At 68.3% G+C, this 6,903-nt stretch carries 5 protein-coding genes; all 5 read right to left on the bottom strand.

The features are described from left to right. Nucleotides 1–2,321: [protein-PII] uridylyltransferase (locus A5698_RS25675; protein ID WP_084792623.1), on the bottom strand; the 2,321-nt coding region annotated here is incomplete at its 3' end. 77 nt (nucleotides 2,322–2,398) lie between these two features. Beyond that, complete coding sequence (locus A5698_RS25670; RefSeq protein ID WP_068302858.1) at nucleotides 2,399–2,737, bottom strand: P-II family nitrogen regulator; 339 nt, start codon at nucleotides 2,735–2,737, stop codon at nucleotides 2,399–2,401. A gap of 33 nt (nucleotides 2,738–2,770) precedes the next feature. Next, a complete protein-coding gene (locus A5698_RS25665) occupies nucleotides 2,771–4,135 on the bottom strand; it encodes an ammonium transporter (RefSeq protein WP_068302852.1) in 1,365 nt (454 codons plus the stop codon). Between the two features lie 151 nt (nucleotides 4,136–4,286). Then, nucleotides 4,287–5,633 carry a signal recognition particle-docking protein FtsY gene (gene ftsY, locus A5698_RS25660; RefSeq protein WP_197500740.1) on the bottom strand — a complete coding sequence of 449 codons (1,347 nt, stop codon included), beginning with the start codon at nucleotides 5,631–5,633 and terminating at the stop codon, nucleotides 4,287–4,289. Nucleotides 5,634–5,761: 128 nt separating this feature from the next. Continuing rightward, nucleotides 5,762–6,903: AAA family ATPase (locus A5698_RS25655; RefSeq protein WP_156670895.1), on the bottom strand; the 1,142-nt coding region annotated here is incomplete at its 5' end.

Below are 6,903 nucleotides of genomic sequence, written 5' to 3'. Positions count from 1 at the left end.
CCGGCGCGGTCGGTGCTGCGGATCTGTACGACGAGCTCACCGGACCGGGCGCCCTCGGACCACAGGATGCGCGGCGGGGCGGTGACGTGGTTGATCGGGACGGCGGCAGGCACCTCGCCCGCCCGCGCGGTGCCGTACTGCGCGGCCTCGCGTTCGCGGCGATCCAGGGCCTCGGCCACGTCGAGTTCGCCGTCGAGCGCGAGGATGAACTGCTGACGCAGCAACCCGGCCGCCGGCGGAGAGCCGAAATGCGGGGAGACGACGAACGTGTTGATCGCCGAACCCTCGTGTCCGTTGACGGACGCCGAATGCACCCGCAGCGAGTTCAGCGCCAGCACGCCTGCCGCCTTCGACAACAGGCCCCGCCGATCCGGCGCGATGATCGTGACGTTGTAGATGTGCGGGCTGTCTCCCGGCGACAGATCCACATGCACCCCGACGTCCGCGGCGAGCGAAAGATACCGCGGGTCAATGGGATCCGGTTCGGGTAGCGGCTCGCCCGCCATCACCGTCCTGCAGCGGTGAGCCAGGTCGCCGATGAGCGAGGCTTTCCAGTCACCCCAGACGCCTGGACCGGTCGCCAGCGAGTCGGCTTCGGCGAGCACATGGAGCAGCTCGAGCAGCACGAGGTCGCCGTCGAGGGCATCGACGACGGCCGCGATCGTGTTGGGGTCCTGCAGGTCGCGCCGCGTCGCGGTGTGCGGCAGCAGGAGGTGGTGGCGGACCACCTTCGACAGGATCTCGACGTCCGACGGCCACAGCCCCAGCCTGGTCCCGATCTGGGTCGCCAACTCGGCGCCGATGACGCTGTGGTCGCCGCCGCGTCCCTTACCGATGTCGTGGCACAGTGCGCCGAGCATCAGCAGGTCCGGGCGCGACACCCGCGTTGTGAAAGCGCTTGCCCGCGAAACCGTTTCGACGAGATGCCGGTCGACGGTCCAGATGTGCACCACGTCGCGGGGCGGAAGGTCGCGCACCGCTCCCCATTCCGGGAACAACCGGCCCCACAGACCGGTGCGGTCCAGCGCCTCGATTGTGGCCACCGCCGACGGGCCCGCGGCGAGCATGACGAGCAGATCCTTCAAGGCCTGGGCGGGCCACGGCGCGCGAAGTTCGGGCGCGGCCTCGGCGAGCCGGGCCAGTGTCGACGCGGCCATCGGCAATCCGGTGGTCGCCGACGCGGCGGCCACCCGCAGGATCAGGCCGGGGTCGCGCGCGGGGCGGGCGTCGCGGGCCAGGATCACCTCGCCGGCGAATTCGATGACCCCCTCGTCGAGCGGCCGGCGAGCCGGACGGCGCAGCGCCGCGAACCCGCGTCGGGGCAGTGCGTTGCCCGCCGTGCGGATTCCGGCGTCGACGTAGAAGCTGATGGTGCGCGCGGCGTCGGAGAGCATGCGCGCCAGATCGAAGCGGTCGCCGATGTGCAACGCCGCGCCGATCTCGTCGGCGTGCTGCGCGAGCAGCAGATCGCGGCCGCGACCGGCGACCCTGTGCAGTTCGGTGCGGACGTTGAGCAGCGCCATGTGAGCCTCGCCCAGCGACCCGAGCGGGGACGCGGACGTCTGGTTGGGGTACACGTCGGCCAGTTGCGCGATCGCCAACGCGTTGAGCAGTTGGACGTCGCGCAGGCCGCCGCGGCCACATTTGAGGTCGGGTTCGGCGCGGTGCGCGATCTCACCGCTGCGTTGCCAGCGCGCTTGTGTGTGCTCGACGAGTTCGTCGAAGCGCGAGGCGATTCCGGTGCGCCACTGCCGACGGGCTCCCCCGATCAACAGTGTCGAGAGGTCGGCATCGCCGACAATGTGGCGCGCCTCGAGCATCGCCAAGCCCGCCGAGATGTCCTCCCCCGCGACCTTCAACGCCTCGGGCACCGTGCGGACGCTGTGGTCGATGCGAATGTTGGCGTCCCACAACGGGTACCACAACAGCTCCGCCACCTGGCCGACAGCGTCGGCCGGCATGTTGTCATGCAACAGCATCAGGTCCAGGTCGGAGTACGGCACGAACTCGCCCCGGCCGAGTCCGCCGGTGGCGACAATCGCGAAGCCGCTGGTGGGCGTGATGCCGATCTCGGTGGCCTTGGTGGTGAGCCAGAATTCGTGCAGGTCCAGCAGCGCGTGGCGCAAGGCGGCCGAATCCAGTTGGCGGGCACCGCCTGTCAGCAGTTGTTTGGTCGCGGCCGCGAGGTCGTTGGCCGGACGAGACGAGGCCGCCGCCGGCGCCACCCACTGGGGGGCACCGGCGGCAGTTGAATGCTCCTCGCGCGAGCGCTCGTCGCGCTCGTCGCGCTCGTTGGCGGGACCAGGTACCTGCTTTGCCATCTCGCCCTCTCCCGCCCTCTCGATTGTCGCTTGCCGTGTCATCGGTCGGGAGACGAATACTCAGCTCTTCAAGCGGCTCAAAGGGCGTCGGCTCCCCGCTCTCCGGTGCGTACCCGGACAACGGTGTCGACGGGGCTCACCCACACCTTGCCGTCACCGATCTTCCCGGTCCGTGCGGCCTGGACGATGACATCGACCACCTTGTCGACGGCGGAGTCCACGACGACGACCTCCACTCGCACCTTCGGTACGAAATCCACGGAGTACTCGGCACCGCGGTAGACCTCGGTGTGACCCTTCTGACGGCCGTAGCCCTGAACCTCGCTGACGGTCATCCCGAGGATACCCGTCTGTTCGAGCCCGGTTTTGACGTCTTCGAGCGTGAACGGCTTGACAATCGCAGTAATCAGCTTCATGTAGTCGATCCCTTCCGAGGAAATTGTTGCCGATCAGACGAGCTCGTAAGCGGTTTCGGCATGTTCGGTTTCATCGATGCCGGTGTCCTCATCCTCCGGGGTGACACGCCAACCCAACGGCTTGACGATAAAGGCAATGATCGCCGTCATGATGCCAGTGAAGATAACCGCGGCCAAAGCGATGACCACCTGAACCACGAGCTGCTGGAAGCCGCCGCCGTAGAACAGTCCGGTCTCCGTTGCCAGGAACCCGATGCCGACGGTGCCCCACAGGCCCGCGACCAGGTGCACGCCGACCACGTCGAGCGAATCGTCGTAACCGAACTTGTACTTCAGTCCGACCGCCAGAGCGGACAGCGCACCGGCGATGACACCGAGGATCAATGAGCCGATCGGCGACAACGACCCGCAGGCAGGGGTGATCGCGACGAGGCCGGCGACGACGCCCGAGGCGGCGCCCACGCTGGTGGCGTGGCCGTCGCGGAGGCGCTCCACGAGCAACCAGCCGAGCATCGCGGCGGCAGTGGCGGCGGTCGTGTTGATCCACACCTGGCCGGCGAGCATGTCGGCCGCGCCCTCGGATCCGACGTTGAAGCCGAACCACCCGAACCACAGGATCGCGGCGCCCAGCATCACGAACGGAATGTTGTGCGGCCGATAGGCGATCTTGCCGAAGCCGGTCCGCTTGCCTAGCAGGATCGCCAGAACCAGTGCGGCCATGCCGGCGTTGATGTGAACGACGGTGCCACCGGCGAAGTCGATGGGCGGCACGTTCGCTTCACCTTCGTCGCTGACGCCGAAGAGCGTGGCCGCAATGCCGTTCTCGGCACCGGACAGCAGACCCCCACCCCAAACCATATGCGCGAGCGGGAAATACACCAGCGTCACCCAGATGCCGCCGAACACCAGCCAGGTGCCGAACTTCATCCGCTCGGCGACCGCACCGCTGATCAGGGCGACGGTGATGACCGCGAAGGTCAACTGGAAGCCGGCCCACACGATCGCGGGAACGGAACCGAATCCGCCCATGACGTAAAGGCTGGTGCCGTCGACTTCCAGCGTTTCCAGTAGTGGGCTCAGCCCGAACAACGCAAACGGGTTGTCGAAGACGCCCGCGATGTCGCTGCTGCCGGTATGCGCCGAGGCGAACGACATCGAGTAGCCCCACAGCACGTAGATGACGCTCACGACGCCGAGGGTGCCGAACGACATCATCATCATGTTCAGCACGGACTTTTGGCGCGATAGCCCACCATAGAAGAACGCGAGGCCCGGCGTCATGAACAGCACCAGCGCCGCGGCGGTGAGTACCCATGCGGTGTCGCCGGAACTCAACCCGTCAGGGCCGAACGGCGCGAACGCATCATCGGGTAGAGCAAGGGGTAAGGCTGAAACCACTTTGTGTGAACCTCCTTGGGAAGTGCGCCGATCGGATCGGCCTCCCGAAGAGACTCTTTTGCCGGAGTTTCACCGGTGATTCTGTTCCGTTTCCGTTAAGTGAACGGACACGCCAGAAGCGTTACGCTCATGTTTCCGCGGTCGCGAACGACTAGCCGAGCAACGCGTCGACGAACGCCGCAGGCTCGAAAGGCGCGAGATCGTCGGCACCCTCGCCGAGGCCGACCAGCTTGACCGGAACGCCCAATTCCTGCTGAACGCGGAAAACGATTCCGCCCTTGGCGGTTCCGTCGAGTTTCGTCAGCACCACACCGGTGATGTCGACGACCTCGGCGAACACCCTGGCCTGCGGCAGGCCGTTCTGGCCGATGGTGGCGTCGAGCACCAACAGCACCTCGTCGACCTCGGCCCGGCGGCTGACGACGCGTTTGACCTTGCCCAGCTCGTCCATCAGCCCGGTCTTGGTGTGCAGGCGCCCGGCGGTGTCGATGACGATGACGTCCGCGCCTTCCTTGATGCCTTCGTCGACGGCGTCGAACGCCACGGACGCGGGATCGGCGCCTTCTGCACCGCGCACCACCTGCGCGCCCACTCTCGACGCCCAGGACTGCAGCTGGTCGGCCGCGGCGGCGCGGAAGGTGTCGGCCGCCCCGAGCACCACGCGGCGCCCGTCGGCCACCAGGACGCGGGCGAGCTTGCCTACGGTCGTGGTCTTACCGGTGCCGTTCACCCCGACGACCAGCAGCACCGACGGTTTGTCCTCGTGCGGCAGGGCCTTGATGGAGCGGTCGAGGTCGGGCTGTAGTTCGTCGATGAGGACCTCGCGCAGCACGGCGCGGGCGTCGGCCTCGGTGCGCACCCGGCTGCTGGCCATCCGGGCCCGCAGCGCCGAGACCACCGACTCGGTCACGACAGGACCGAGGTCGGCGATCAGCAGGGTGTCCTCGACTTCCTCCCACGACTCGTCGTCGAGGTCTCCGCCGCCGAGCAGTCCGAGCATGCTGCGCCCGAGCGTGTTCTGCGATTTGGACAGCCGGCCGCGCAGCCGTTCCAGGCGCCCTTCGGTCGGGGCGATCTCGTCGAGGACGGGCGCCGATTCAGCGGGTGCGGGCTCGGCAGGCTCCTCGACGACGGGAGCCGGTTCGGCGGGGGGCGGCTCGACGGGCGCGGGTTCGGCCGGAGGCGCGGGTCGCTCCTCGACCGGCGGCTCGGGCAACTGCACATCGGCGATCGGGCGCTTCGGTGCATCGCGCGGGATCGTGGCGTCATCGCCGACGGCGGGCAGGCCGGTGGTGTCGATGCGTTCGGCGGGCGCGGCGGGCGCAGACTGCGAGAAGGTGATGCCTGAGGAGGCCGTATAGCCGCCGGACCGGTCGATCGGGGTGGCCGTGTCGGTCTTCGACAGCCGAATGCGCCGGCGTCGATACCGGACCAGCCCGATGACGAGCGCGGTGACCAACAAAACGGCGATGACCGCGATCGCGATCCACAAACCCATCGAGCCAGCATCTGTCACGGCGCCATTGTCTCAAGGAGAGTCGCGCCGACGCCCCCGCGCCCCCTCGGGGCCGCGGTTTGTGCACCGCGTGTTGCGCTCAGCGCGCCGAACGGTGCACAGATCGCCGATCAGTTGGCGGCGCCGACCAGTTCCTGCCCGCGCATGCGCTGGCTGATCACCGCCGTGATCCCGTCATCGCGCATGGTGACGCCGTACAGCGCGTCGGCGACCTCCATGGTCGGCTTCTGGTGGGTGATCACGATCAGCTGCGACCGCTCGCGCAACTGCTCGAACAGGCTGATCAACCGGCGCAGGTTCACGTCGTCGAGCGCGGCCTCGACCTCGTCCATCACGTAGAACGGCGATGGCCTCGCGCGGAAGATCGCCACGAGCATCGCAACCGCGGTCAGCGACTTCTCGCCACCGGAGAGCAGCGAGAGCCGCTTGATCTTCTTGCCGGGCGGCCGCGCCTCGACCTCGATGCCGGTGGTCAGCATGTCGTTGGGGTTGGTCAGCAGCAACCGGCCCTCGCCGCCGGGGAACAGCGTCGAAAACACTTGGGTGAATTCGCGTTCCACGTCGGCATAGGCCTCGGTGAACACCTGCAGGATGCGGGCGTCGACGTCCTCGATCACGTCGAGGAGATCCTTGCGCGCGCCCTTGACGTCTTCGAGCTGGGTGGACAGGAAGTTGTACCGCTCCTCGAGCGCGGCGAACTCCTCGAGCGCGAGCGGATTGACCCGGCCCAACTCGTTGAGCTCGCGTTCGGCCTTCTTGGCGCGCCGTTCCTGGGTCGCCCGGTCGAACGGCATCGGGGCGGGCGCGGTCACCTGCTCGCCGCGCTCGCGCGCCTGCTCGAACTCGGCCATCTCCAATTCCGTTGGCGGCAGCGGTACGTCGGGCCCGTACTCGGCGATCAGATCGGCGGTCGCCATGCCGAACTGCTCGAGGACCTGCTCCTCGAGCTGTTCGATCCGCAGCGCGGCCTGGGCCTTGGCGACCTCGTCCTTGTGCAGCGCCTCGGTGAGGCCGTTGAACTTGCCCGTGAGCTCGTTGACCTCGTCGCGCGCCTTGGCCAGCGCGGCGGCGCGGTGCTGCCGTTCGGCGGCGACCTCGTCGCGGGCGCGCGACGCCACCGCCACGACCGCGCTCAACCGTTGCGCCACAACGCGACCCGACTCCGCGACCGCGGCGGCCACCGCCGCGGCGTGCTGACGCGCCTCGCGGGCACGCTTGGCACGCAGCCTGGCCTCACGTTCGGCCGCGGCGG

The organism is Mycobacterium sp. E136, from assembly GCF_001666865.1.
Classification (GTDB): Bacteria; Actinomycetota; Actinomycetes; order Mycobacteriales; family Mycobacteriaceae; genus Mycobacterium.
Note: the sequence above shows the minus strand (reverse complement) of the source record. Positions and strands in the feature narration are given on the sequence as shown.

Coding starts and splice junctions, on each gene's coding strand:
- A5698_RS25670 (WP_068302858.1), bottom strand. CDS start 2,737: ATGAAGCTGATTACTGCGATTGTCAAGCCGTTCACGCTCGAAGACGTC.
- ftsY (WP_197500740.1), bottom strand. CDS start 5,633: ATGGGTTTGTGGATCGCGATCGCGGTCATCGCCGTTTTGTTGGTCACC.